Source organism: Mucilaginibacter frigoritolerans (assembly GCF_007830615.1).
Classification (GTDB): domain Bacteria; phylum Bacteroidota; class Bacteroidia; order Sphingobacteriales; family Sphingobacteriaceae; genus Mucilaginibacter; species Mucilaginibacter frigoritolerans.
The window spans coordinates 185252-208992 of the sequence record NZ_VLLI01000011.1; the positions used below are offsets into that span (position 1 = coordinate 185252).

Sequence of the window (23741 nt, forward strand, 5' to 3'; positions counted from 1 at the left end):
CTCACGTCATTGCTTCGTATCTTGCAATGACGTGGCGGTTAACTTAGGTCTGTTTAAATTCATGCTTCTAAACGTAACATCCACCGCTGAACTTCCTGCAGTAGCAGCCGAAATCATATCATATTCGGCAAACTCCCGTATTTTTCTTTTTTACGGAGATATGGGGGCGGGTAAAACTACCCTTATCAAATCCTTGTGCGAATATTTAGGTACTGCCGAGCCGGTAACGAGCCCTACCTTTTCCATAGTGAATGAATACATTGGCTCAAAGAACAGAATTTTTCATTTTGATTTCTATCGCCTTAAAAATGAATCAGAAGCATTGGATATGGGGTATGAAGAATATTTTTATGCCGATGCCTACTGCTTTATTGAATGGCCCGAAAAAATCCCTAACCTGCTGCCGGATCATTATGTAAAAATTGAGATACAAGTTACCGGCAATCACTCGCGGCAGATACTTATTGAAAAGATTTAATTTTAACATATCACGTTTTTTATTATCTTCATCAACCAGAAAGTAATATACAATGAGTTCAGGCAAATACAGTGGATTTTCGGATATAGCTAAACAAGCCTTAATGCAACCCCAGGAATCCATGCTGGAGGTTAAAAATAAAAAAGACAAACTTTATATAGGCATTCCGAAAGAAGTATCTTTCCAGGAAAACAGGGTTCCGTTAACGCCTCTATCTGTTGCATTGCTCATCAACAACGGGCACGATGTAATGCTGGAAAGCAACGCCGGGCAAGCTGCAAACTTTAAGGATAAAGATTACAGCGAACAAGGGGCGCAAATAGTTTATGATACCAAAAGGGTTTACGAGGCCGACATCATTATCAAAATAGCGCCGCCAACAATGGCCGAAATTGAGATGATGAAACCCGGGCAAATCCTTATTTCAGCGCTGCAGGTATCAACCTTAAAGGCCGAATGCCTGCATGCCATGCTCAACAAAAAAATAACCGCCCTATGCTTTGAACATTTACGGGATGAAGGTGGATCATTAAGTGTAGTAAGGGCAATGAGCGAAATTGTTGGTGCAACCTCCATACTCATAGCCGGCGAATACCTGAGCAACATATTTGATGGCAAGGGCTTAATGCTTGGCGGCATAACAGGTGTTCCCCCAACCGAAATTGTAATTTTAGGAGCTGGCACAGTTGGTGAATATGCCGCACGTACTGCCATATCATTAGGCGCCGAGGTAAAGGTCTTTGACCCTTCTATTTATAAATTACGCCGCCTGCAAAATAACATTGGCGCTCGGGTATTTACTTCAGTAGTACAACCCATCGTATTGGAAAAAGCAATTACCACCTGCGATGTAGCAATCGGCGCAATGCGTGCAGAAGATGGTCGAAGCCCCTGCATCGTATCAGAAGCAACCGTGAGCCGCATGAAACCGAATTCGGTAATTATTGATGTCAGCATTGATCAGGGCGGCTGTTTCGAAACATCCGAAATCACCAATCATACACATCCTGTTTTCCGCAAATATGATGTGATCCACTATTGCGTGCCCAATATTGCATCGCGCGTGGCACGTACTGCTACCTATGCTTTAACTAATATTTTCACCCCTATATTGTTGGATATCGGCGAGCATGGTGGTCTTAAAAATGTGATATGGCAAAAATCGGGTATCCGGGATGCTGTTTACGTTTACCATGGCCAGCTAACCAATAAACATATGGGCGAAAGATTTTCTATCCCCTGCAAAGATCTCGACCTGCTTATCGTTTCGCACCGTTAATATGAAATATATTATTGTTCTGTTTTTATCAGGTTTTATTTGCTGTGCTGCATCGGCCCAGCATTATAAATACATTGATAGTTCAAAAGTAATGGCACTAAAAAGCTATACGGAGCAAATTAAGGCCAATCCTAATATCCGCCTGGTTGAAATTAACAAATACATACCCGGCATAGTGCTTGATATCAGGTATGCCACTTCCGATAACTTTATGCACCGCAAAATGTACAAGCAAGCCAGGGCATTTGCAAGGCTGCCGGTGGTAATGGCTTTGAAGGATGTGGAGGAAGATTTAAAAACCCGTGGCCTGGGTATTAAGATATATGATGCTTACCGCCCCTATGCCGTTACCGTAAAGTTTTATGAAGAAACCCCCGATACCAATTTTGTGGCCGATCCGCGCAAAGGGTCAAAACATAACCGGGGCTGCGCTATTGACATGAGTTTAATTGACCTTAAAACAGGCAAAGAATTGGATATGCCAACCGGTTTTGATAGTTTCAGCAAAAAGGCCGGTGCTAACTATGCTGATTTACCCAAACAAGAAATAGCCAACCGCGAGTTATTAAAAAGTGTTATGGCAGCACACGGTTTTAGAGTAATAGCTACCGAATGGTGGCACTATGATTTTAACGGCTGGGCAAGCTATCCACTCCTTGATATCCCTTTTTCCGAAATTCAATAATCATCCGTTTAAAATTCTCTGCAAACATTTTTTGCTAATAAGTCTTTTTATAGCAATGAACAAAGCTGTATATCTAATTGTGGCAATTTCAAAACCGGCATGAAGTTTTTTAGCAAAAAATATCTCAAAAATATCTGGAACATACTGGTAGCTACCTTTATGGGCTTTATTGATGACAATGGACTAAAATTGAGTGCTTCACTGGCATACTATACCATTTTCTCCATGGCTCCACTGTTAATTCTGGTTATATCCCTAATCAACCTGTTTTTTAGTCAGGGAGTAGCAACAGATAAACTATATCTCGAAATGGGCCATTATATTGGGGCCGAAGCTGCACAGCAAATACAGGATGCATTAAAACACTTACAGCTTTCTGGTAAATCAACAACAGCGGTAGTAATTGGCATCATCACCTTATTACTGGGTGCCAGCAGTATTTTTATTGAAATACAGGACTCATTAAACATTATATGGCAGGTTAAAGCCAAACCTAAAAAAGGCTGGTTAAAGCTGATCCAAAACCGGTTCCTTTCTTTTTCGCTGATTATAAGTCTGGGCTTTTTGCTACTGGCTTCATTATTAGTAAATCTTTTAATAAGCGCGCTGGGCACTTGGGTTGAGCATTTTATGCACACTATTACTACCTTAATTATAAAAGGCATTAATCTGGGTATAACCTTTATTGTTATCTCTGTGCTTTTCAGTATTATCTTTAAATTTTTGCCCGATGTAAAAATCAAGTGGAAAGAAGTCCGCAGTGGCGCTTTTTTTACAGCAATATTGTTTATGCTGGGCCAGTATGCTATTAACCTGTATGTTCAATATACAGCAAAAACGTCAGCTTATGGCGCAGCAGGTTCCATATTGGTTATACTGGTATGGATTTACTATACCGCGGCCATTCTATACATAGGTGCCGAGTTTACCCAGGTATATGCCGAAGCAACAGGCTGCAAAATTGAACCTGCCGAGTATGCCGTATCTGTTCAACAAACCGAAGTTGAAAAAGTAGTAAGCCAGTTACCTACGCAAAATCCAAAAATCAGCGGTACGCTAAAAAAGGAGAATGTTAAATCTCCACATTCAAAATCAATTTCAAATCAATAGTTATCATGCAAAAAGGTAATTAGCTTTACCATTTCATCACGCACCTGGCTATCTGCCTGTATAAAATTATTGTTCATAAATGAAAAAGCAAAACGCTTGCCTTTACGGGTTATAAAATACCCGCTCTGGTTGTAATTGTTATTCAGCGATCCTGTTTTTGCCCAGATAAATGGCTGCCCATTGTCTGTTTTATATGCTTTTTTAATAGTGCCGACAATGCCGCCGGTCGGCATCAAACTGTGCACAAGACTATCACTTTTTACTTCATCCAAAATTTTGCACAAAAGGGTAATAATACTCCGCGGCGTAAATAAGTTTTGCCTCGATAGGCCCGAACCATCAACCCATTGTGGTGCATCCGGCAGATCATTTAAAAAATGTGCTTTTGAATAACTGATCACCGAATCAGCATTAAGTGTTTTAAACCTGGTTGATGAGCAAACCAGTAAAAGTTGCTCCGCAATAAAGTTATCGCTGGGTTGCAGCATGTGTTTATAAACCGTATCTGCTTTTTCATCATACAATGTTTGTGCATCAGCAGTAAGCGGCATAGTTATCAGCCTCACCGTATCTTTTAAAGTATCCTGCAAAAGCGAAACGGTTAAATCAGCACTGGTTTTCCAGGGTATTTCCTGCCTGTATTTTTTAGGCAGCGGCATTACGGGGTAAATAAACAAATTGCTCACAAAATCCCGCCGTACCCTGAAACTATGTGGATGATAAGTACTATCTAACCTTAAGTATTTCTTTAAGCCGGCAGGTTGTATTTGCAGCGAATCATTCTTATCAGCATAAAGCAGGGCAACGTTATCTTCAACGGGTAATTCATTAATTTCGGCCTGATAGTAATCATTGTAATCGTTCCAGGCCCAGCCATCGCCATATATATCACCCGTATAATTCCCGGCAGCAAAGAATAGCTTTTTGTGACTATTCTTCAAAAAATTAAATGCTTTAATGCCCTTCAAATCACTATGCAAAAAAGAAGGATCTCCGGTACCCCAAAAAATAAGAGAATCGCCGTGTATCACATATTTTAATGCGGGAATTGAATCACCCAGCATTTTTAAACAGGTATAATAAGTAAACAGTTTGGTGTTTGATGCAGGTGTAAAGTATTTGTCTTCATTTTGCGCATATACCATCTTTTTGTTATCCAGATCATATAAGGCAAAACCTGTAAAATGGCTGTTCAATAGCTGCGAATGCTTAAATAACTTTTTTACTTTTCTCCTTTTTATCCTGCCGGCTATGGAATAGTCTGTATGCATCAACAGGCTGCTTATTAGCATGGTAATTACAAATACTTTACGTTTCATTAATATTTATGATACTTAAACTGTATATTTAGTAACCAAATATAAACATTAGTTGAGCAGGCTATTTTTTACGGTAAAGCACCTGCGTGTAATTGTTCTGTTTATTTTAATGTGCAGCGGCTTAATGGCCAAGGCACAATACTTTGATATAACAGGAAACAGTAAACACGTAACCATTCCCTTTAAAATGGTAAGGGACATGATAATTATTCAACTAAATATAAATGATAAGGGCCCTTTTAATTTTATTTTAGATACCGGGGTTGGCCTTATGCTGATTACCGATCCCAAATTAGTGGATTCAATCGATATTCAGAATAAACGCACTTTAAAAATTGGCGGATTGGGTGAGGGTGATGATTATGAAGCTTACATTACTTCTGCTTTAAAAATTGGTATAAGCGGCCTTAAAAGTTATGACATTGGTGCTGCTATACTAAAAAAAGATCATTTTGGCCTCTCTAATTATGCAGGCATGCATATCCATGGCTTATTGGGTTATGAGTTTTTTAGTAATCTGGCTGTTAAAATTAATTTTGCCGATAGTACATTAACGGTTTCGCATCCAAAAAATATTAAGGTTTTTAGAAAAGGGGTCAAAATACCCATAAGTATTGAAGATAGAAAGCCTTATGTAAATGCAAAAGTCATTTTTCCAAATGGTACAAAAACGAATGATAAACTGGTGCTCGATCTGGGAGCAGGTCATCCTATATCGCTCGAAAATGTTATAAAAAATCATGGCCTTCCTGAAAAGTTTATAGCTGCAAATTTGGGTATCGGGTTAACCGGCCCTATTGATGGCTTTTTGAGCAGGATTAGTGAGGTTGATATCGGGAAGTTTAAAATTAAAAATGTGATTACTTCTTTTCCTTCTGATGATGGAAAGGGTCAGCAAATAAAAAGGGATGGCAACCTGGGTATGGGAATACTAAAGAGGTTTCAAGTAATACTAGACTATCCGGATAGCGTTATTTACCTGAAACCAGGAGTTGGCTATAATGACCCCTTTGAGCATGACATGAGCGGGCTAGAATATTACTCAACTGGGGATGATCTGAATCATATTATTATAAGCCGTGTAGAACCAGGTTCAGCCGCAGATGCGGTTGGTCTGGAAAAAGATGATGAGATTATATCCATCAATTTTAAACCGGTAAGCCAAATGACCCTCGAACAAATCGACACCATCTTTAAATCACAAAGCGACCGTAGTTTATTGCTTCAAATTTTTCATGACAAAAAGCTGGATGGTGTTATCCTCACGTTAAAACGCAGAATCTAATAAGCATTATTACTCAAATCGCTGATTGTATACTTTTAATGCTTTACGGCTATGTTTAGCTGCCCTGGTAAAATTGATAATATTGGCTATTAAAAATCCGGTTGCCAATCCGGTAAAAACGTAAGCGCTGGTCAAACTGTGCTTTTGGTAAATAGGGGTAGGTATCCCGTTAATCGTACCCATTGTTTCGGTGGCATATTTGTTATTGTTACCAAACTCAATTGCTGCTCCAATAGATGATAAAACAACTCCACCAGCAGTAATATAGGTCCAGGTATGATTGATTTTGGTTTTATTTATTTCGATTGCCGATGGCGCATAGGCCATTAACCTGATCATAACGTCCTCTCTTGTTTGCACTTTTCCGCCAATAGTGTAAACATACTCATCGTGTCGCCTGCCTTCTATGGGCATAATTTTAATCATGCTGTCGGGTTGGGCTTGTGGTTTTCTATCCTGTGCTTTTACCAGTAATGATGATAATAATAAAAGGATGATGGCTAAAACATTTTTCATAGGATTAGGATTCATATGTATTTTTTAATTTTAAACAATGCTTAAATATAAACCGGCTCATGTTACCTGCTTGTAACAATGGCAACCTTCTCAGCCTATTTATAAGTAAAAGGATACTTCTCAATAATTTATCAAACCGCCTTTTTATAAAGGCCCCAAACATAAAAGGGTATTCCGGCCATTAAAAGCAAAAAGCCCCAGTAAACGGTATCTCGCCCCGAACCTCCAATGGCCCATAGCGAATATACAAAAGCAAATGTACCAACTAAAATTGCCGTTAACCAGCCGGTGTTATATTTTTGTTTTTCCTGTATCCGGATAATAATATATGCCCCTGCCGAAAAAAGGTAAGGTACAAGCGTAGTTAACGTGGTTAATAGTAATAAGAATTTAAATTGCTCAACCAGCCCTTGGGTATAATTCATCACCATAAAAAGTGAAACAAAAACGGCGCTGATAATGAATGCAAAATACGGAGCACCTCTTTTGTTTAGCCTGCCAAATATGGATGGGAACAGTTTGTCATACGCTACGGCAAGGGGCATCTGGCCCTGTACCAGGGTCCATCCGTTTAAAGCGCCAAAGGCAGCAATAGCTACTCCTGCACTTGCCCAATATCTGGCATTACTACCAAACATGATTACGGCTGCATCAGCGTAAGGTGTAACAGAATGTTGCAGTATTTTTGCGGGGATAATACCCATAATGCTCACACTGCCCATTATATAAATCACCGTTGTAACTAACAAACCCAACATAGTTGCCCTGGATATGGTTTTACCCGGATTAATAACACTATCGGCAGGGATAGTAGCACACTCAATCCCCAAAAAAGAGAACATGGTAATAGCTGCCGATGAAGATATGGCATCAGCTACCGAACCGCCGGTGCTGTTAAACGGATGAAAATTCTGCATCCTGATAAAAAACAATCCACCAAATGAAATTACCAGCAAGGGTAATAACTTTGAAATAGTAGTAATCAATTGTACACTGCCTGATGTTTTAATACCCCGGTTATTAATCCAGGTTACCAGCCATACGGCACTCATCCCGGTGATCACAGCAGCAACAGCATTAGTGGCCAGTATTGGGAAAAAGGTGCTCAGCGCACTTACAAAAGATATAGCAATTGCGGCCAAAGTACAAACCGTTGACAGCCAGTAGCCCCAGGCCACTAAAAATCCTGCAAAATCACCAAAGCCATGGCGTGTATAAGCGTAAGGGCCTCCATTACTGTGAGGTAATAACATACTTAAGTTGCCATATACCCTTGCTATAAAAAAAGTACCAATAGCCGCAAATACCCATCCCAATAAGCCAATACTTCCAAAGGAGGCCATCGCTGCCGGCACCAAAAAAATGCCGGCACCAATCATATTTCCTACAACCAGTGAGGTGGCAGGCCACAGTCCGATTTTATTATTTCCCGCCTTTCCGGCCATTTTTAATTGTGAGGTTTTACAGTTACAAGATATTGATTTTTCATAATATTTTCGTTTAAATTAATAACAATAACCTGCCGACTTGATTTTATTAGTTAATTGCCTGCTTTTAAGTACACAACCTTTTTACAATAGCATTTTTTGAATCAAATATTACTACTTTCGCATATTGTAATAACCCCCGAAAATATTTAATGAGAATTTTTCTGATTATTTTGTTGAGTACCTTTTGTTTTTCTGCTTCAGCCCAATGGTACCGCGTTGATAAATTATTAAAAAAACATGAGCGACCGGAAGCTATTGAACCAATGGCAAACCATTCAGCGGCCCTGTTGCCTGTGGCAACTTTACACCCCGCTCCGGCTATTATAACACAAGCACTGGCAAGTACCGAATACAGCTACCTGGCACAGGAATCCATAGTAATGAAAACGGCCCAACATAATATGCGTTTCAGAGTGTATGCTGATGCAAGCTACAATTTTAGCGATCTGGCCCGGTTATATATTAAACAAAACAGGTATGCTGAAGCTAAATGGTACCTCTTACAAAGCAATCTTATCTCCCGCAGTCAAAACGACGATAAACACACCATTGCCAACCTGATTGACCTGGCTACCATAAAAGCCGGTTTAGGCGACTATGTACAGGCACTACAGGATTTAACAGAAGCACATGACCTTGCTTGCTTAAGAGATTTTAAAGAGGAGGAAGCGGCTATTGACAAAAAAATATTATATCTTAAGCAAACGCCAAAAGTAGATGTACGCTACGCCGAAGAACCACAGGGTACACCAAAGGCCGGTTAACAAATTTAAACACCTGTGTATTAGCACACAAGTCGTTATAATTAACTTTGTAACAATAACGTAAAATGCGTCGCGTTTTATAAAACAAATAAAACATTAATTGTATTATTGTTATTCGTAATAAAGAGACGGTTTATCACTGTCTCTTTTTATTTACATTAGCAAATTAAAAATTAGGCACAAGGATTGATGGTTAAAAACCCCGACTTAAATACTGTAAAGGATATGTTTAAAAAGTTATATTTAGTGTTGGTGCTAGGTGCCGCACTTGCGTGCAAAGCAGCGCCGCCAAAACACATAAAAGTGGCCGGATCAAATGACATTCAGCCCGATGAGCAGCAGAGTATTGTTGCTAAAACCGTTGCCCAATTTATCTCCAACTATAATTACAAAAAAGTTGAACTGAATGATTCTATTTCGCAGGTGGTTTATAACCGTTATATCAAATCGCTGGATGAAAGTCATAATTATTTGTTAGCTTCTGACGTACAGGATTTCGATAAATACAAAACTGTATTGGATAATGATGTGAAGGAAGGAAATCTTGCCGACGTATTTTATATTTTCAACGTTTACCAGAAAAGATACCTGGAACATATTCAATATTCAATAGCGCATATTGATGATAACTTTGATTATAGCAAGAACGAAACTTTTGTATATGACCGCGATAACCAGCCATGGGTAGCCTCACAAAGTGAAATGGATAACCTTTGGAGAATGCGTGTAAAATACGATTTGTTAAACTTGAAATTAGCCAACCCAGATATGACTAAAAACAAGGAAACATTAAAGAAACGCTACGAAAGCCTATTAACCCAGGCTAATAAACTGAACAATCAGGATGTTTTCCAAATCTTTATGGATGCGTTTACCGAAGCTATAGATCCACACACCAATTATTTTAATCCGGCAAATGCGGCCAATTTCAATATCGAAATGTCACGTCAGCTGGAAGGTATTGGTGCCGGTTTATCTACTTCAAATGAATTTATTACCATCCGTTCGGTTATGAGTGGCGGCCCTGCTGATAAAAGTCACCAGATAAATATTGATGACCGCATTGTTGCTGTAGCCCAGGGTAAAGACGGTGCATTCCAGAACGTTGTGGGCTGGCGCATTGAAAATGCCATAGCCTTAATACGCGGCGCAAAAGGAACCACTGTACGTTTAGAAATTTTACCTAAAGGTACCAGCGTTAGCAGCAAGCCTAAAATAGTTGAAATGGTACGCGAAAAGATTATTTTAAAAGATGAATCAGCAAAAAGCGAAATCCGTACTTACGAAAGCAATGGCAAATCTTTAAAAATCGGAATCATCTCGGTACCTGCTTTCTATATCGATTTTAACGATTACAAATCAGGCAATCCAAATTACAAAAGCACCACACATGATGTTAAGCTGATTATTGATTCGCTAAAACAAAAAGGTGTTGATGGTATAGTGATGGATATGCGCCAAAATGGTGGCGGTTCTTTATTGGAAGCAGTTGATCTTACAGGTCTGTTCATTAAAACCGGTCCTGTTGTACAAGTGAGAAATTCTGATAACCAGGTTGAGGTTGATAAAGACGAAGATCCTTCAATAGCTTATACCGGCCCGCTTGCCATTCTGGTTGACCGTTTCAGCGCATCAGCTACTGAAATTTTTTCAGGAGCGATACAAGATTATGGCCGCGGCTTAATTATCGGTACACAAACCTATGGTAAAGGATCTGTTCAAAATGCTATCGATCTGGATAGGGTGATCAGTCCATCTGTAATTGAACGCATTTCAGCATTAACTAAAAAAACCACTACAAAACCGGTAAACACTGGTAGCCAGAGTGTTTTCGGGCAGTTAAACTTAACCATAGCCAAATTTTACAGAATAACAGGAAATTCAACTCAGCATAAAGGCGTAACACCTGATATTCAGTTCCCCTCTATTATTCCTTTGGATAAATATGGTGAAGATACTGAACCATCGGCCATGCCTTTTGATGTAATTGCTAAAAGCAACTATACCAAAGTGGGCGACTTTACACAAGTTGTACCTCAGTTAAGGAAACTGCATGATCAGCGTATGGAAAACAGTGCCAGCTATAAATATTTATTGCAGGATATTGCTGAGTTCAAAAAGCACGAAGATGAAAAGAGTATCACTCTTAATGAGCAAAAGCTAAAACAACAACGTGATGCTGATGATAAAAGATCGTTTGAAGATGAAAACGAGCGCCGGGTAGCAATGGGTTTACCTGCCTTGAAAAAAGGAGAAGCAAAACCAAGAAACGAAGATCTGGACTTCCTTAAAAAAGAAGCGGGCCAGATACTAACCGACTATATAAGTTTGGATGCTAAGTATACCAGCACAATAGTGCCGGCTAACTAATGGCTCAACAGTATAAACAACAAATCCCGGTTAAGCCGGGATTTGTTGTTTAAAACCTATTTGTGTTATATAAGTTATTCATGTACCATGGCCAGAAAACCACTGCTTGAATTTACTGACAAAGGCATTGCCCTGCATTTTCCCCGCATATTGCGCTGGCGGCATGATTAAACCTAAGGAAGAGGCAGATACCATTGAAAGCCTGAAAGCTTTATTGGGAGAGTAATTGTATTATTCATGTTAAATAACATCATCATAAAAAATTAAACGTTTTTATTTAAAAGGCATTAACTATTTTGTATAACTTAATTTTATGAATATCCTCCACATCCTTAACGGCGACGCTACCGCAAACAGTTTTGAAGATACCGGCCTCGATGGCGATATAATGGTTTGGCGCGAAGTATTATCAGAAGGGCCACTGGAAGAAAACATAATGTCCGCCAGTTTCTGGCGAAACCGGTCAGAATGGATAGCGGGTGCGTTTACGGATATACCCGAAAACTATCAACAAAAAGTATTGGGCCAGCTTGCCCTATTGGATGAGCCTTATGATGAAATCAATCTTTGGTTTGAGTTTGATCTGCATTGCCAGGCCAATTTACTTGGGGTAATGACCTATCTTAAACAACGTACAGATCTGTCATCACCAAATATCTACCTCATTTGCCCTGCAGATTATCCCGGCAAGGAAAACTTTAGGGGTATGGGCGAATTAAACGGTGAAGAACTGGAGTATTTGTATGATAATATCAGGGTTCAGTTAAGCGGTTTCGATTTCATTTTAGCTGCCGAAGCATGGGCCATATACGTTAGCCGCGATGTTGAAAAATTGAAAACCTATTTGGCTAAAACAGGCTTTTGGGGAAGCTTGCACCTGTTAAAACCAGCATTGGAAGCACAACTGCAACGGCTGCAGATAAATTCAAACGGCCTCAATTATATTGAACAAAAGTTACTGGATATTTATAATTATGACTATAAAACCAGGCCACAAATTTATCAGGCCTTTTGGGCAAGCGAAAAAATTTATGGCATGGGCGATATGGAAATTGATATTTATCTTAGTAGGCTCAAAAGTAAATCATTGATCAATCTGTAAGGCCATGGCTAAAACATATCTTATCAGCGGAGCGGGCAGCGGTATAGGCCGGGCAATAGCTCAGCAGCTCAGCAAAAACGGGCATAACTGTATTTTATTGGGTCGCAACGCTGCCAAACTAAAACAAACGTTAAATAGCCTTGCCCCCGGCGACCATGCTGTATTCACTGCCGACATTACCGATAAGCTGAGCTTAAGTGCTGTTGCCTACCAATTACGTGATGTTGCTATTGATGGCCTGGTAGCCAACTCAGGCATTGGCGGCGAAAATTACTGGAGCGAAAATGACCGCTGGCATAATATTATAGAAACCAATTTAACTGGCACCTATAATTTTGTAAATACCTTTCTACCACACCTGCAAAAGGTAGAGGGCGAAAAACATATACTTATCATCTCCTCTGTACTGGCACGATTGGGCGTTGCCAATTACTCTGCTTATTGTGCTTCAAAAGCAGGCTTACTGGGTCTAATGCGTTCATGGGCGGTACAGTATGCCTCACAAAAAATATTGGTGAATGCCATATGCCCGGGTTGGGTAGATACCGAAATGTCGCAGGAAGGATTGCAGGGTATTGCTGATGGAATAGGCATTACCAAGGATGAGTTTTATGATATTGCCATGCAAAGCGTGCCACTAAGGCGCATGAGCCAACCGGAAGAAATTGCCGGGTTGGTAGCTTATCTTTTAAGCCAGGGCTCCATAACCGGGCAAACGCTTGATATCAACTGCGGTGCAATAATGAACAGCTAATTTTACTTTAATGTTGCTGCAATTGTTGGCGATGGTTCACTTTCGTTCTTTAAGCGGTCAATAGCGGTAACTACATATAAATAGGTTTTACCTTTTTCGGCTGTAGTATCGGTAAAAGCAGATGTATCGTTATATTGAATATGGAGCATAAATTGTGGATCTGTAAGATCCACCGTTTGGTTCCCCTCAAAACGATAGATTACATACCCGTAAACAGGTTCTTTATCACGCGCCAGCAATGGGGTTTCCCATTTTAAATCTACCCCGGTTTTTCCCTGCACAGCCACAAAATTACGGGGCGCATTAGGCGGTATAGAATCTAACCATAACATAACCGGTGGCAGGGCCAGGCTATTATAATAATTATTGGTAAGGGAATCGGTAAAGCCCAGAGGGTTATTTAATAATGATTTGGAGCTAAAATAAACACTCCCTTCAACTCTTGGGTTATTACGCAGATATCTGATTTGTGCAGGCATTTGCCCCGGATCTTTAAATTTATTTTTGTGATGTTCATTAATGCGGTATGCGGCCATGCCAATATACAAATGCCTGTTATACGTGTTATCGCTCCACCAATCCAGTAATTTATTAAACGCGGCCGAATTGTTATCAATTGGCCAATATAGTTGCGGGTTAATATAATCAACCCAGCCTTCTTTTACCCACTTTCTTGAATCGGCAAATAATTCATAATAAGATGAGCCACCATGGGTGTCCGAACCCTCTGGATTTTGGTATTGATTGGCCCATATCCCAAATGGACTTATCCCGAATTTAACACGCGGCTTATGTTTGTGAATGCTGTCGCTAAGCATTTTTATAAGCGTATCAACATTATGGCGGCGCCAGTCTCTTATATCTGTGTAATCCCCACCGTAGGTTTTAAAGGTTTGTGCATCATCAATATGCTGCCCATCAATCTGATATGGATAAAAATAATCATCCATATGTACGCCATCTATATCGTAATTATCAACTACATCCAAAATTACCCTAACAATATAATCACGTACTTCTGGTATACCCGGATTAAAAAGTTTGATGCCACCATAAATAAAAAACCATTCAGGCTTTATACGGGTAATATGTTCAGGGCTTAAAGCTGCAAAATTACCATCGTTGGTGGCACGGTAAGGATTAAACCAGGCATGCAGCTCCATCCCTCTTTTATGTGCTTCTTTTATAGCAAATTCAAGTGGGTCGTATACAGGCATTGGCCCCCTTCCCTGTTTACCGTTAAGCCATTTTGACCATGGCTCGCGGCTTTTGGCATAAAAAGCATCGGCCGCCGGCCTTATCTGGAACATTATGGCATTAATGCCCGTTTGCTCATGCGCATCTAACTGACTAATTAATTCGGCTTTTTGCTGGTCGGAACTTAAGTGCTGAGTACTGGGCCAGTCTATATTTTCAACTGTGGCTATCCAAACCCCTCTAAACTCACGTTTAGGATCTTGCTTTTCGGTTACCGGGGTATTAGCAGGCTGGGCTATTGCTTTTGTGGTTATAAAGAAAATTATACTTAGAAGAGTTAATAGCCTGTAGATGTACATCAATAAAAAATTTAATCGCCCCAAAGATATGAAACTCAAAAGTTAGCTGTTTTAGTATCTGATATAATAATTACCCTTATTTTGTGTTTTATATGTTATTGCTGTTATTTTAACATCTCTCCTGATTAAATGTTTAGACTTCCATTGATTAAATCTGTTTGATATTTTTAACTTTTTAATATATTTAAACGTTATAACTGATAAATAATTAAAATTATGCACTTAAAAACAAACCAATTGTGAAATTTATTAGTTATAATCGGGGCACACTAACTATAATAAACTAAAACTTAATTACTATGGAAAACCAAACAGGGCAAACACCCAAAAAAAACTCTAACGTCATTTACTTTCTGATAGTGGTTGTATTGGCATTGCTTGCTACTGATGTTTACTTGTACCTTCAAAAAAACAAATCGGATACAAGAATCGTCTATCAGAACGATGAAAAAACCAGATTACAAACTGAACTTGACAGTTTGGAAGCTCAAATTGAACAGGTAAATGTTGGAAAAACCAAAATGTCGGCTGAGTTAATGGCTAAAAACGATTCGTTAAAAGCTAAAATAAAAGTGTTACGCGGCGAACTGGCTAAAGGTAAACTTACCGTTGCCGAACTGTCCAAAGCTCAGGAAGATGTAAAACAGTTGAGGTACTTTGTAACCAAATACACAGCAGATATTGAGGAACTGAAAAAACAAAACGCTGATCTCACCACCGAAAGAGATACCTTAAAAACAAATCTCGCTACCGTAAATGAAAAAGCCACCACCCTCCAAAAACAAAATGAGGATTTGGGAACCAAGGTTAAAGTTGGGTCGGCTATAAAAATAGCTACTGCCGATGTTGTTGCTTACAAAGTAAAAAGCAGTGGCAAAGAGGTGGATGTAAAACGTGCAGGCCCTGCTAAAAAGATAAAAATCAATTTCACTGTTGCAAGTAATGATATTGCACAACAAGGAATGCATGATATTTATGTGCGCATTATTGATCCAACCGGCAACCTGATTACCGGCACAGATTCAGCTAACTTTAGCTCTGACGGACAAGATCTACAAGACACTTATAAAACATCTATCGACTTTAAAAATGATGGCAGTGGTTACACCATTGAATGGGTTAACCCTGCTCCTTTTCAAAAAGGCTCATATACCGTATTGCTTTATGCTGATGGTTATACTATGGGCAAAACCACCTTTGTGTTAAAATAAAAATATTAGTAATAGCCCTTTAAAGCGTCATTCTATCAAAAAATAGAATGACGCTTTTTTTATGTCTTAACAGCAAGATAAATGGAAATGCTTACACCAAAGGCAAGCTCAAATAGAATGTGGTGCCTTCATTAACCACCGTTTCGAACCAAACCTTGCCGCCAGCATTTTCGATAGAGTTTTTTACAAAGGCTAATCCAAGGCCGGTTCCTGAGCTTTTTGTGGTAAAATTGGGTTCAAAAATTTTCTCCCGCAGCTCTTCCGGTATCCCGTTACCATTGTCATGTATGGTAAGTAAAATATTTTTGCTTGTTATGAGGTAGTTAACTTCTATTACACCCACCCTGCTTGCAGGAGAAGCCTCAATAGCATTTTTAAGCAGATTATTAAAACACCTTAATAATTGATCACGGTCAGCGTTGATCATAAAAGGCGTTGATGGTGGCAAGTAAACAATTTTAACATTATCCATTTGTTTAAAAATGGTCACTGCCTGGGTTAACACGTCAAAAACATTAAGTGGTTCTATCCGAGTGTCGGGCATTTTCGCAAACGCCGAAAACTCTGATGCAATAGACGAAAGACTTTCAATTTGCTCAACAAATGATTTACTAAAACGCTCAAACTTCTGATCAAATTTAGGATCTTTATCTTTCCATGATTTATCAAGTAATTGTAAACCCAATTTTAGTGGGGTAAGCGGATTTTTAATTTCGTGAGCAACCTGCTTGGCCATTTCCCGCCACGCACTCTCCCGCTCTGACTGGGCAAGCCTTTGGGCACTGTTTTCAAGCGCAGCTATCATTTGGTTATACTCTTTTACCAATGCACCAATCTCATCATTACGATCCCACTTAATCGGTTCATTCTTTTTACCGTAAATAGTTCTGCTTAAACTTTGTTGTATGAAGTTTAATGGGGCCGTTATTTGCCTTGCTATAACTACAGCAAATAAGCCAATGGCTATAAACACCAAAGCATAAACATTTATCATTACGTTAAGCAAGGCCCCAATGCGTTCTTTATAATCCGTCTCGTTAGAAAAATAGGGTAATTCCAGGTATGCGATGGTTTCATTTTTCGAATTCCGTACCGGTAAATATGCTGCCTTATAATTCAGCTTTCCAATAATCTCATTATTTACATATTCCGATTTTTGAAGCTTATTTAAAGCAATATAAGCCCTGCCATTCATGCGCCGGGCCAATAGCCCAAATTCATAAATTTTAGGCTGAGTGCTTATCATCATGGTACCATTTAAATCAAATAAGGTAAGGTCGGCCAGGTAGATATTTGCAAATTCATCAAACTGAACCTGGCTTTCTTCATTATTATTGGTCAGGTACTTGTTAACCTGCCCCCCTTCAAATGCACGTACAATCCGGCTAATCTTTTCCCTGATTGTCTTATCCTGCTGATCCTGGTATTGGGCACTTATGGAGAAAAATGTTATGAAACCAACTATTATCAATGTTGCTACAACAGCAAAAACCATTGAAAACTGGATCCTGGTTTTATACAGTACACGTTCCAGATTAAGTTTAAAGCTCCATATCATACTATCATTTTTTACTTTCAATATTTTTATCCTTAACCAAAGCCATCTTGCAGTTAAAATAAAAACACCAAATACCAGGAATATCACAAAAAAGAAAGTGATAGAGGTAATTCCAAAAAACAATTCATTCTCTTCTTTACTAACAACTATTAAATTACGTTCACTGGGCTTATAAATTAAATGGCTATAGGTAATGAAGCGCAGATACCACTCTTCCTTATCGTTACTTGTATTTACAAAAACATACTTCTTTAACTTGCCCTGCAAATCACGATTAGTTAAATCATAAACATAACTTCCGCTTTGGCTTAATAACTTATTATCAATGTAAAATGCGTAAGAATAACCCTTAAATTCATTTTCAATATTTACCTGCCCGTCAATCAATAATCCGGGAAATGAAGCAAATGACTGTAGGGGCTTTGTTTTTAACTCCACTACTATGGTACCCAGGTTTTTTTTGTTTTGGTATATGGGAATAATGGCAAAGTAATTTAAGAATCCAAAGGATTGATTTTCACGGTAGAAGTAGTTTGAAACTTTGTACGAACTATAAAGCACCTCATCTTTAAAGTCGTTCAGATCATAATTTTTATCAGCCGAGAGAGGCTTATCCTCACTATTAAACTCATGTACATTAAATTCATATTTGGACAAATAGCCATTAAAATATAATTTCTGTAAGCGTGTTTTTACATAGTCGGCATTATAAAGGCTATCTTTAAAATAATGAATTATTGAGGTATCGGTTACTACTTGTTGTTCAATTTTTTTAAAAATATCATCGGCATTGGCATCATCAGGAACTTCAAGCTTTTGTATATAGGCCTTTCTTATTTCTTTTTCCTTAACATCTTCAAAATGGCTGAGCTTAATGGAAGATATAAATGCACATATTAAAATAATAAGCCCAAAAGCTGTGGAGTTCAGATAACCATCTCTATATCTGTAAGCATAAGCCCGTATAAATGCTATTAGAGCCAAAAGCAAATAAAACAACGAAGAAACGTGATGGTAAACAGTAATTAAGCTGGCTATAATTATTCCTAATACAAACAACAAAATTTTATGCGAGTTAGGCACGGGTAGTTTAATGGCAATGGTTAAAAAGATTTCATTTAGTAAATAAAAGACCAGAAAACTAAAGCAAAGCATAAGTACGCCAATCAAACTAAAGAGTGAAAGGTTAAGCACATTACTTACATCAAAACTAATTTTCGAATTGATAACCAAACCATAAAACAGGTTTAAAAAAGAGGCAGAAATAAAAATAAGACTTGCAATACCAACTACTAATATGAAGTAGGAAACTACCTTACCCGGAATTTTTTTCAGAAACCTGCGGCGCTGCTTGTACAGAAAAACCACAAACCAGGTAATAAACAAAATGTTAATGCAAAAATCGCCTAAAGAAGGATAGGTATAACTTGAACCATAAATTGCCGGGTTAAAAATTTCGAGCCTGTACGTAAAATTGGGCAAGTTATAATGCAGGTTGATATACCTTAATACAATTATAAACGTAGCCAGAAAAATTAATGCAAACGCCAGGTAACCCTTTGAGGCTATATAATTGCAAACATTCCCCATTAAAACGCATGCGCACAAAAGAGCTAATAGCCAAATGGTTAATTCGTAGTAAAAAAACGTGTGATTTACCAAATCGGGTTTTGCTTTCACAGAAAACAGATAGCTGTTGTTTATGCTGTGTATTTCATAGATATTTTTATCTGTAAAATCGGCAATTTCAATATTGTTATCTTTTATCAGATCATTTGCAAATGTGTTTTGCAGATATTGATTTTGGAAGGCATAATTTGGCTTTACCGGGATAAAAAAAATAACAGAAAAATTTCTGTTTGTTTTTTTTACAACATCGTAATATCCGTTCGCCAGTTTTAAAAATGAATATCCATTTTTTATAAATTCAGGGTGGTCGGGGATTACTTTTACTCCGCTCCAAAAACTCAGCTGATTGTTTTTTAAGGTGATAAACCAAATACTGTTATTAGTAGTAAAGTATTTAATGTAATTAAGTGCCAGTTGAGGGTGGGTTGGCAACTCTCGCAATTCATTAAGCCTGATTGGATCATCTAAAAAAGCATCAACATAATGCTCTTTTTTATGGAGGTTGTTTTCCAGCGTTTTAGCTGTTTGCTCAAGATTATTTACAGGTGTATATGTTTTTTGAACAATTACAGCTGTAACAAACAAACTGGCACATAATAAAACCAGTAGTACACGTATTTTTCCGGATGCAGCCAAGTGGTTATTTAAGAAAGTGCAATTTAAACAAAAAAAAAGCCATCTTAATTAAACAGATGGCTTTTAAAATTATTATATAACGGCGCTTTCTGTTGGTATATGCCTGTCAACCTTTTTAACCAGGCCTTGCAGCACATTTCCGGGGCCTACTTCTGTAAATGACGTGGCTCCGTCTTCCAACATATGTTTAACGGTTTGGGTCCACCTTACAGGGCCAGTAAGCTGGGCTATTAAATTATGTTTGATGTGTGCCGGGTCTGTATAAGGTTTGGCATCAATATTTTGATAAATAGGGCAAACAGGTGCTTTAATTTCGGTATGTTCAATGGCATGCGCCAGCTCAACTCTTGCAACTTCCATCAGTGGCGAATGAAATGCACCTCCAACATTCAATTTTAATGCTCTTTTTGCACCTGCTGCGGTTAATTCTTCGCAAGCCTTGTCAACTCCGGCAATAGTACCTGAAATTACCAACTGGCCCGGGCAATTATAATTAGCAGCAACTACAATATCGCTTATTCTGTGGCAAATATCTTCAACTGTAAAATCATCAAGCCCCAATATTGCCGCCATGGTTGATGGTTGTATTTCACAAGCCTTTTGCATGGCATTGGCGCGGGCCGCTACTAAACGCAAACCGTCCTCAAAAGATAGCGCCTTAGCGGCAACTAAAGCAGAAAACTCTCCAAGAGAGTGACCCGCAACCATTTTTGGCTTAAAATCATCACCTAAAACAGCAGCTAAAATAACTGAATGTAAAAAAATAGCCGGCTGGGTAACATTGGTTTGTTTAAGGTCTTCAACAGTACCTTCAAACATAATATCAGTAATACGGAAACCAAGTATGTCATTAGCCTGCTCAAATAAAGTACGGGCCTGTTCCGATTGATCGTACAAGTCTTTACCCATACCTACAAATTGGGCACCTTGTCCCGGAAAAATGTATGCTTTCAATATGAATTAGTTAAATTAGTTTATAATGTTAATTAAGTGAGTTGTTGTTGACGCAAATTTATGTATTAACTTGATTTATAAAATTAACTTTTACTATTCTTAACTTAATCAACCATTCACTCAATCAACTACTCACCAATTTTAGCTCAGCCGGGCCGATATCAAGTTTAAAAATTCCGTACGTGTTTTTTCTGATAAAAACCCACCAGTAAAGGCCGAAGTGGTGGTAACTGAATTTTGTTTCTGCACCCCGCGCATACTCATACACAGATGGCGGCATTCAATAACAACACCAACTCCCATAGGGTTCAACGTATCTTGTATACAATCGCGTATTTCATTGGTAAGCCGTTCCTGTACTTGTAAGCGGCGCGCAAAAACATCTACCACACGTGGTATCTTGCTTAAACCAACCACATGCCCGTTAGGAATATAGGCTACATGTGCTTTGCCAAAAAATGGCAGCATATGGTGCTCGCACATGGAATAAACCTCAATATCTTTAACCAGCACCATCTGGCTGTAATCTTCCTTAAACATGGCCGAAGTTAAAATGCTCTTCGCATCAAGCTCATATCCCTGGGTTAAATACAATAATGCTTTTGATATTCTTTCGGGTGTTTTTAGTAAACCTTCACGTTCAGGATTTTCACCTATAAGGCCCAAAACATCTTTATAATGGGCCGATAAGTTACTTATAAGGCTCTCGTTATATCGATCAATTTTCGTATACCCTTCAATGTCATCATCATCCGGGTCGGTAACATGGTTTTCGTTAATCATTTTTCAGGTTTAATCGCCAAAATACTCTGCCGAATTATTTTCGGTTTCGTGTAATTTTACTGAATGTAAAAACACACCTTCATGTGCTTCAATAGGTGCTTTCAGCTGGTTAAAAATTTCAATACAAAGCAATTCTGTCGATGCCATTTTTCCTGCCATAAAAGGAACATCTTTATTGATGTTTTTATGGTCAAGTTTTTCAATAACATAGTCGTTAATAATAACTTTTAAATCTTTTAAATCAATCAAATAACCGGTTGCATGTGTTATTTCGCCTTTTACTGTTACAAAAAGGTTGTAATTGTGCCCATGCCAGTTTGGATTGGCACATTTGCCAAAAACCTCAGCATTCTTCTCTTCGCTCCACTCTTCACGGTACATCCGGTGTGCTGCGTTAAAATGTTCTCTGCGCGTAATGTATATCATCATAACAAATAATGGTGCAAATATACAAAACAAAAACAGGCAACATGTTTTATCTTAGCTGTCAAAAAATTGCAATATAAAACCATCATGAGCAGCCGCTTACAAGCCGGAATAAATAGACAGGCTCATGATAGTTAAATTGCCTTAAAAACAATTTACGCTAATGAAAATATTGGTGGTAGCGGCTACAGAGGCCGAAGTTTCTCCTTTGATATCGGAATTCGGAATTTCGATTTCGGATTTTTGGGGCAATGTTAATTTGAAAGAGCTCCTATCAGAAAAAGATGTACTAACTATTAAATCCGAAATTGAACATTCGATATCCGAAATTTCGGTTCTCACTACGGGTGTAGGCATGGTGGCTACGGCATTTGCATTAGGAAAGCATCTGGCAGCAAATACGTACGACCTGGTGATTAACCTGGGTATTGCCGGTAGTTTTGACCGGGAGATTGCTTTGGGTGAGGTATTGGAGATTACAGAAGATACTTTTTCTGAACTGGGGGCAGAAGACGACAACCAATTTTTACCCATCGAAGAATTGGGTTTTGGCAAAGGCACTTTTTATCCCACTACAGAAATTTCAAACCTGTATAATCTTTTTAATACATTTAATTTGAAAAAAGCCCGGGCAATTACAGTAAATACGGTACATGGCAATGAAGCTTCCATAGCAAAAGTGGCTGCAAGGTTAAACCCACAATTGGAAAGTATGGAAGGTGCTGCCTTTTTTTATGTATGCCAGGAAATGAATGTACCCTGCCTGCAAATCAGGGCAGTGTCAAATTATGTAGAAAAACGCAATCGCGATAGCTGGAAGATAGGGTTAGCCATAAAAAATCTGAATACATTTGCCATTGAGTTTTTAAAGCTGTACGCTTAATAGGGTAAATTGATTTGGGGATATTATGCTCTTTTCGATTTCATCATCCCAATTTAACTCAGTCAACTTAACAAACTGAAACTATGAAACTATCCCTCGGTTTTTCGCCTTGCCCAAATGATACCTTTATTTTTGATGCACTTATCCATCATAAAATTGATACGGAAGGCCTGGAGTTTGAAGTATTTTATGACGATGTAGAAACGCTGAATCAAAAGGCAATGCGAGGCGAGCTGGATATTTCAAAACTAAGCTATCATGCCTTTGCCTATGTTGCCGATAAATACGTTTTGCTTGACGCGGGCAGCGCCTTGGGCTTTGGTGTTGGCCCAATGCTAATCTGCAAGGACGATCCGGAGAAACTTCACGCTTTTTTAAAATCGGCCGTATCTAACCCTAAAATTGGGATTCCAGGGAGATACACTACAGCCAATTTTTTGCTGGGACTGGCATTTCCAAACGCAAACAATAAAGTTGAACTTGTTTTTTCAGATATTGAAAATGCCGTTTTAGAGGGCCGCGTTGATATCGGTTTAATTATCCACGAAAATCGTTTTACTTACCAGGATAAAGGCTTAAAAAAGATTATTGATTTAGGCGACTATTGGGAAAAGGAAACCGGCTGCGCTATTCCGCTGGGTGGTATTGTGGCTAATCGTAATTTACCTTTGGATGTTCAGCATAAAATTAATCGTGTACTGCGCCGTTCAGTTGAATTTGCTTTTGAAAATCCAAAATCAGGTTTGGATTTTATTCGCGCCCATGCCCAGGAAATGAGCGAAGAGGTAATGTATAAGCACATTGATCTTTACGTTAATAAATACTCTGTTGATTTAGGTGCAGAAGGTAAAAAAGCTATCAAGCTAATGTTTGATACCGCACTCGAAAAAAGCATTATCCCACAAATTACAGAGGATATTTTTCTGACAGGTGATGTGGCTGTGTAAATAATA

At 38.6% G+C, this 23741-nt stretch carries 20 protein-coding genes; 12 read left to right on the top strand and 8 right to left on the bottom strand.

What is annotated here, in order from left to right:
- Window positions 1-61 precede the first annotated feature (61 nt).
- From tsaE to JN11_RS18225, 4 genes are all read left to right on the top strand, one after another.
- A complete protein-coding gene (tsaE, locus tag JN11_RS18210) occupies window positions 62-478 on the top strand; it encodes a tRNA (adenosine(37)-N6)-threonylcarbamoyltransferase complex ATPase subunit type 1 TsaE (RefSeq protein WP_144914839.1) in 417 nt (138 codons plus the stop codon).
- Window positions 479-530: 52 nt separating this feature from the next.
- Entirely contained in the window at window positions 531-1757 is a 1227-nt protein-coding gene (locus tag JN11_RS18215) for an alanine dehydrogenase (protein WP_144914841.1), read from the top strand.
- A gap of 1 nt (window position 1758) precedes the next feature.
- Window positions 1759-2442 (top strand): M15 family metallopeptidase, encoded by a 684-nt coding sequence (locus JN11_RS18220; RefSeq protein ID WP_144914843.1) that lies wholly within the window; start codon window positions 1759-1761, stop codon window positions 2440-2442.
- 99 nt (window positions 2443-2541) lie between these two features.
- Window positions 2542-3552 carry a YihY/virulence factor BrkB family protein gene (locus JN11_RS18225; protein ID WP_144914844.1) on the top strand — a complete coding sequence of 337 codons (1011 nt, stop codon included), beginning with the start codon at window positions 2542-2544 and terminating at the stop codon, window positions 3550-3552.
- On the opposite strand, the gene JN11_RS18230 is transcribed toward JN11_RS18225, so the two are convergent.
- Window positions 3546-4871 (bottom strand): D-alanyl-D-alanine carboxypeptidase/D-alanyl-D-alanine-endopeptidase, encoded by a 1326-nt coding sequence (locus JN11_RS18230; RefSeq protein WP_144914846.1) that lies wholly within the window; start codon window positions 4869-4871, stop codon window positions 3546-3548. The two genes, JN11_RS18225 and JN11_RS18230, sit on opposite strands and share 7 nt — an antisense overlap.
- 52 nt (window positions 4872-4923) lie before the next feature.
- On the opposite strand from JN11_RS18230, the gene JN11_RS18235 reads away from it, so the two are divergent.
- Window positions 4924-6156: an aspartyl protease family protein gene (locus tag JN11_RS18235; protein WP_144914847.1), complete on the top strand. Its 1233-nt coding sequence runs from the start codon at window positions 4924-4926 to the stop codon at window positions 6154-6156.
- Between the two features lie 9 nt (window positions 6157-6165).
- On the opposite strand, the gene JN11_RS18240 is transcribed toward JN11_RS18235, so the two are convergent.
- Together JN11_RS18240 and JN11_RS18245 are read right to left on the bottom strand one after the other, a co-directional pair.
- On the bottom strand, window positions 6166-6687 hold the full coding sequence (locus JN11_RS18240; RefSeq protein WP_144914849.1) for a hypothetical protein: 522 nt from the start codon (window positions 6685-6687) through the stop codon (window positions 6166-6168).
- Window positions 6688-6803: 116 nt separating this feature from the next.
- Complete coding sequence (locus JN11_RS18245; protein ID WP_144914851.1) at window positions 6804-8117, bottom strand: amino acid permease; 1314 nt, start codon at window positions 8115-8117, stop codon at window positions 6804-6806.
- Window positions 8118-8311: 194 nt separating this feature from the next.
- Between JN11_RS18245 and JN11_RS18250 the strand changes: the two genes are divergently transcribed.
- From JN11_RS18250 to JN11_RS18265, 4 genes are all read left to right on the top strand, one after another.
- A complete protein-coding gene (locus JN11_RS18250; RefSeq protein WP_144914852.1) occupies window positions 8312-8926 on the top strand; it encodes a hypothetical protein in 615 nt (204 codons plus the stop codon).
- Window positions 8927-9151: 225 nt separating this feature from the next.
- Complete coding sequence (locus JN11_RS18255) at window positions 9152-11296, top strand: carboxy terminal-processing peptidase (protein WP_144914917.1); 2145 nt, start codon at window positions 9152-9154, stop codon at window positions 11294-11296.
- A 313-nt stretch (window positions 11297-11609) separates the two neighbouring features.
- Entirely contained in the window at window positions 11610-12398 is a 789-nt protein-coding gene (locus tag JN11_RS18260; protein ID WP_144914854.1) for a DUF1835 domain-containing protein, read from the top strand.
- Between the two features lie 4 nt (window positions 12399-12402).
- On the top strand, window positions 12403-13152 hold the full coding sequence (locus JN11_RS18265) for an SDR family NAD(P)-dependent oxidoreductase (RefSeq protein ID WP_144914855.1): 750 nt from the start codon (window positions 12403-12405) through the stop codon (window positions 13150-13152).
- Between the two features lie 2 nt (window positions 13153-13154).
- Here the strand turns inward: JN11_RS18265 and JN11_RS18270 are convergent, their stop codons facing one another.
- Window positions 13155-14708 (bottom strand): glycoside hydrolase family 10 protein, encoded by a 1554-nt coding sequence (locus JN11_RS18270; protein ID WP_144914857.1) that lies wholly within the window; start codon window positions 14706-14708, stop codon window positions 13155-13157.
- A gap of 299 nt (window positions 14709-15007) precedes the next feature.
- Between JN11_RS18270 and JN11_RS18275 the strand changes: the two genes are divergently transcribed.
- Complete coding sequence (locus tag JN11_RS18275; RefSeq protein WP_144914859.1) at window positions 15008-15919, top strand: hypothetical protein; 912 nt, start codon at window positions 15008-15010, stop codon at window positions 15917-15919.
- 91 nt (window positions 15920-16010) lie between these two features.
- Here JN11_RS18275 and JN11_RS18280 read toward each other — a convergent pair whose 3' ends face one another.
- From JN11_RS18280 to JN11_RS18295, 4 genes are all read right to left on the bottom strand, one after another.
- Window positions 16011-19742 (bottom strand): ATP-binding protein, encoded by a 3732-nt coding sequence (locus tag JN11_RS18280; RefSeq protein ID WP_144914860.1) that lies wholly within the window; start codon window positions 19740-19742, stop codon window positions 16011-16013.
- Window positions 19743-19814: 72 nt separating this feature from the next.
- The gene (gene fabD / locus JN11_RS18285; protein WP_144914862.1) at window positions 19815-20696 is read right to left on the bottom strand and encodes an ACP S-malonyltransferase; all 882 of its coding nucleotides are present in this window, start codon (window positions 20694-20696) and stop codon (window positions 19815-19817) included.
- A 141-nt stretch (window positions 20697-20837) separates the two neighbouring features.
- Window positions 20838-21479, bottom strand: a complete 642-nt coding sequence (gene folE / locus JN11_RS18290) for a GTP cyclohydrolase I FolE (protein WP_144914863.1) — start codon at window positions 21477-21479, stop codon at window positions 20838-20840.
- Window positions 21480-21488: 9 nt separating this feature from the next.
- Window positions 21489-21905: a 6-pyruvoyl trahydropterin synthase family protein gene (locus JN11_RS18295; RefSeq protein WP_144914918.1), complete on the bottom strand. Its 417-nt coding sequence runs from the start codon at window positions 21903-21905 to the stop codon at window positions 21489-21491.
- Between the two features lie 163 nt (window positions 21906-22068).
- Between JN11_RS18295 and mqnB the strand changes: the two genes are divergently transcribed.
- On the top strand, window positions 22069-22788 hold the full coding sequence (gene mqnB, locus JN11_RS18300; RefSeq protein ID WP_144914865.1) for a futalosine hydrolase: 720 nt from the start codon (window positions 22069-22071) through the stop codon (window positions 22786-22788).
- Between the two features lie 83 nt (window positions 22789-22871).
- Window positions 22872-23735, top strand: a complete 864-nt coding sequence (locus JN11_RS18305) for a menaquinone biosynthesis family protein (protein WP_144914866.1) — start codon at window positions 22872-22874, stop codon at window positions 23733-23735.
- The last annotated feature ends 6 nt before the right edge of the window (window positions 23736-23741 follow it).